This window comes from Muribaculum sp. (assembly GCF_029051885.1).
GTDB lineage: Bacteria > Bacteroidota > Bacteroidia > Bacteroidales > Muribaculaceae > Muribaculum.
This window is the reverse complement of the sequence record NZ_JAIDKI010000207.1, coordinates 1-4,874: the sequence shown is the minus strand read 5'-3', so window position 1 is coordinate 4,874 and position 4,874 is coordinate 1. Positions and strand designations below refer to the sequence as shown.

4 protein-coding genes are annotated in these 4,874 nt (G+C 46.6%); 1 reads left to right on the top strand and 3 read right to left on the bottom strand.

Translation table 11 applies throughout. The features are described from left to right. The coding region (gene asnA / locus K2I50_RS08710) for an aspartate--ammonia ligase (protein WP_301025930.1) at positions 1-835 on the top strand (835 nt) is incomplete at its 5' end. Positions 836-1,164: 329 nt separating this feature from the next. On the opposite strand, the gene K2I50_RS08705 is transcribed toward asnA, so the two are convergent. From K2I50_RS08705 to K2I50_RS08695, 3 genes are all read right to left on the bottom strand, one after another. Further along, a complete protein-coding gene (locus K2I50_RS08705; RefSeq protein ID WP_301025929.1) occupies positions 1,165-2,493 on the bottom strand; it encodes an MFS transporter in 1,329 nt (442 codons plus the stop codon). Between the two features lie 14 nt (positions 2,494-2,507). Next, the gene (locus K2I50_RS08700; protein WP_301025928.1) at positions 2,508-3,413 is read right to left on the bottom strand and encodes a glycerophosphodiester phosphodiesterase family protein; all 906 of its coding nucleotides are present in this window, start codon (positions 3,411-3,413) and stop codon (positions 2,508-2,510) included. A 68-nt stretch (positions 3,414-3,481) separates the two neighbouring features. Continuing rightward, positions 3,482-4,874, bottom strand: a 1,393-nt coding sequence (locus K2I50_RS08695; protein WP_367279099.1) for a RagB/SusD family nutrient uptake outer membrane protein, incomplete at its 5' end; no start/stop codon positions are given.

Here is a 4,874-nt window from a genome sequence, read left to right as displayed (position 1 = left end):
CAGAGCTGTATCAGCCACCGCATCCAAAGCCCCCGACCTCCACTCCCTGGCTAATTTGATTCGCGCCAATAATGGAGCATACGATATTGCCCCCGGATTCGGATTGTACACCGACATGAATGCAATCCGCACATTTGAGGACCTCGACAACACCCACTCTCTGTATGTCGACCAATGGGACTGGGAGAAAACAATCTCGCCCAAGGATCGCAATCTCAATTATCTGAAAGACACCGTAACAAAAATTTACGATGTAGTACGGCTTATTGAAGACCGCATATACCGTCAGTTCCCCCATATCACCCCAGTACTTCCTGAAGAACTGACATTCATCCACACCGAAGAGCTGCTGCAGCGCTATCCCGACTTGACTCCACGCCAACGCGAGGACGCAGCCGCCAAAGAATACGGAGCTATATTCCTGATTGGTATCGGAAACGAACTGAGCAACGGCGAGCCTCACGACGGAAGAGCTCCGGATTATGACGACTGGATTACACCTAACTCCGATGGTTATACCGGACTGAACGGAGATCTCATACTCTGGAATCCGGTACTTGAAACGTCATTTGAACTCTCTTCGATGGGTATACGCGTAAGTCCGGAGTCACTTCGTGAGCAACTTGAAAAGCGCGGATGTTCCGACCGTAGCAAGCTCCGTTTCCATCAGGCCCTCCTTGACGGACAGCTCCCCTACTCTATAGGTGGAGGCATCGGCCAAAGCCGGCTCTGTATGTTCATCCTGCAGAAAGCGCATATCGGAGAAGTACAGGCATCAATCTGGCCACAGCCACAGATCGACGCATGCAAAGACGCCGGCATCAATCTGCTTTGACAACTCTTATTTCTCAGCTTGTCACAAGTCATAGGCATGTATCAGTGGCGACATCCCTGCATGCACCACAAATATGACAAATTACTATATAGAAAAAGTATTCCAAAAAAATCGGGACCTCTACTTATCGTCCCGTCACAACAGCCATGCGTGAGCATCGCTCCACATCAAATATAATTACTTGTTGTTATCTATCCACCACATCTGTCACTCAGTCAAATACATATTGCAGACTGACAAAGCGCGGCGCAGCATCCACACTATTGATGCTACGCCGCACTTGTATATCAGATATCTATACCTCGTCGAGTATCCGCTTATATAGACTTTCAGTCACATTTCTTGGCGTTCCACACACACAGAGTAAGCAGAACAGATAACATGGCGGCACCTATCCAGAAATATCCCACGCTGGTAAAATCATATACACAGCCGCTTTCCGTCAGCGTCTTGTTGTTCTCAATAAGCACACCGTTCATAATATCCTGAAGCGCCGCTCCTATATACGATGCTATCCCTACTACTCCCAAAGCCGCCCCGGAGGCTTTTTTAGGAGCTATATCCACAGCCATAAGACCGCCGAGGAAGCATATCAACACACCGATACCAAGTCCGAACATTATCATCGACAAAACATCGACCCAGAAATGGCGCCCGGGAATCAGAAGGAACATTGACAATGCAACCACATTAAGGATACCGAATATCAAAGCCGGCACATTTCTGCTACCTCTGAAAAAACGGTCAGAAATCAATCCTGAAAATACCGTGCCGACAATACCGCAGACTGAACTAATGGATATTATAAAACTTGCATCTATTGTATCATAACCCTTCTCGGCCTGCAAGAAAAACACGCCCCAGCTGTTTACTGCATATCGGCTTATATACATGAATGCACTTGCAAAAGCTAAAATCCATATAGCAGGCATACGCAATACCATCTTCTGCGCCGAATTGAAATCCTCACAACCCTCATCTTTGGCCTTTATGTCGTTCTCAACCGGTGCATATCCCTGGCTCTCGGGGGTATCATAGACAAATGCTGCAATCACAACGGCTCCAATCAGTCCGATTACTCCGGCTCCAACAAAGCCATAACGCCATCCCATAGCGCTGACGACAGAAGCGACCACAATAAATGTAAACGCCTCACCAATATTATGGCTTGCCGACCAGAATCCATAAAATGACCCGCGATTTTTTGCCGGAAACCATCGGGACAGCGATACCACACACGGAGCAGCCCCCATTGACTGTACCCAGCCATTGATACCCCAGAGTATCATAAACAGCACAAACGAACCGGTAAAACCGAGGCATATATTGACAATCGCCGACACCAACAGGCCTGTCGACATAAATCTGCATATATTGCTTCTGTCAGCTAAGAAACCGTTGCAAAACTTACCTACAGCATAAGTAAAGAATAGTACCGACCCGATTATGCCAAGCTCAATTTCCGAAAAGATCCCTTCGTCGACAATCGGCTTCTTTACGACATTCAGGCTCAGACGACACACATAATACAGCCCATAGCCAAGTGTCGCCGACAGAAACGTAGACCATTGCAGACGTTTAAAGCGGTTGTCATGCCTTGATACAGCCTCGGATTCAGGCGCGCTAATACGGTAGAAATCTATAATTTTCTTAAACATATCCTTCCACAGCATTATTCATGCAATCCCTTTTCCCGCAAATACTCAAGCAACATACCGGGCCGGTCGGTCTGTATCAACCGGGCGCCGCACCCGATTATCCATCCCCAGCTTTGATCCGGTTCGCCAAGCTCCACGGCACGGTCATCATGATGACCGCCACACAACTCCGGCCACAGAGTATTGATAAAAATTTTTCCTCCGCTTTTCCTTATATTTTCTATGTGCGACATCACATCATTGTCAACGCTATCAAACACCAACTCATAAAACTCCGGAGCATAATTGCGCTGGTAACCGGCTATAATATCTCCGGCTTTCTCTGACCACAGTTTCACGACAGGCATAAACTTCATATTCTCCAGAGCAGCAGGTTTTTCAGTACGAACCACATCGTAGGCCTTCTCCGACTTGATTATACACTGATTCAGTGTGCCCGTCTTTTTCAGAACATCATATACTTCGTCAAAGTAATCATAGCCCTTGTCAATATTCACAAGTATACGTCCTTTGGCTATCAACATAGCCTCCTCAAGTGTAGGCACCTTGTGCTGGGTTTTGTGTCCTGCACCATTTCTCAGCCACAGTTCTTTGATTTCGCTCAGTGTATAGTCCTGAGGGAGTCCTTTACCGGTGGTAGTGCGGTCGATAAGTTTGTCATGCATCAGTATCAGATGACCGTCCTTTGTCTTTTTAAGATCGATTTCCACCATATCCACACCCATATCTATGCAGTTCTGTATTGCCTGCAAAGAATTCTCAGGAGCATTGCGCCAGTCGCCACGGTGTGACACTACAAATACTTTTTCTGACTTATCATCGCTGAGAGCGGCCATCAGGCTGTCAGCCCTTGACTGTGCCGACACAAAATTAACCACTCCACAAAACAACAGTATTATTGATATCAAATGTCTTTTCATCTTTATTTTTTTAAAAACAAGGGGAACCTTATTCAATAAAGCTCCCCCCGATATGATTACGTTATAGATTACTTATCGGAATAGCCCGGATTCTGATAGAAGTTAGGACACAACTCCATTTCCGATTTTGGTATCGGGTAAAGATAGTCGTCCTTGGTAATATTCATCCCTACTTTCGCCATAGCTTCCTCCGCTGTATTCGTTCTTATAAGATCGAACCACCGATGCATCTCCAGAGGGAATTCAAGGCGACGTTCATGCAGCACTGCCTTACGGAAAGCATCCTGACTCGTTAAATCGGTCGACAGGTACAGTGTCGCGCCGCTTCTGTCGCGCACCATATTGAGATACTCCAGAGCCTTGCTCGTCGACGAGGCATCAAACCTGACTTCATTCAGCGCCTCGGCATACATAAGCAGCACATCTGCATAACGGAGAATTGCCTGGTCATAACCTACATTCTTTGTAGTAGGGTCATATGTGTCATAGAATTTGACAAACGGTGTAGTCGTTTTATCAATAACGACAGGCTCAAGCAGTCCCTTACGTGCATCGTCGTCATCATATCCATTCTTTAGATTGGCATCCAGGAACGATGCATTGCCGAAATACTGATTGAAACCATGCCCCTCACCAACAATGGACTTAGAGTAATGAACTACAAACATCAGCTCTTCATTAAGTTTATTCTCTACCTTAAAGACATCGGCCACATCTGGAAGAAGTCCATATACTCCGGAATACTCCGCCGACAAAAGTCGTTCGATTATTGTCACACAATCGCCCCATCTTGCCTGAGTAAGGTACACCTTAGCCAGCATACCCAACGCGGCGCCGGATGTAGCACGTCCTCTTTCTGAATCCGAATACCGCATCGGCAGCAATGTTGAAGCAGCCTTAAAATCCTCCTCGATAAAGCCATATACACTGCTTACATCATCGCGCGAACTTGCAATCGACTGCGCTACGGTAATCTGAGTGCGCACAATAGGCACAGCGCCATAGAAACGCACGAGGTTGAAATACATCAGACCTCTCAGAAACCTCGCCTCCCCCTCATAACGCTGTCTGAGTGAAGCATTAGTGCATACTCCTATGTTATCGAGTACCGCATTACAACGCATAATGGCATTATAGCTATACTGCCACATAGAAGTAATAGCGGCATTGTCGGCTCCGGCTGCAAACTTATCGATATTATAATCGCGACCGGCATTACCGCCCGGATTCTGGTCCTCGATATTATCCGAACGGGTCTCGGTCATGGTAATCATAAAATCGCGATAGAGCTGCGATGCCTGCAACGTTGCATAACACGCATTGACAGCATTCTCGATATCGCTGTCTGACTTATAGAAATTGGCAGCCGAGGCCACTGACTGCGGACGTTCATCAAGGAAATCATCACATGACGTCACAAACAGTCCGGCAGCAATAGTAAGTATATATATTATTTTTCTG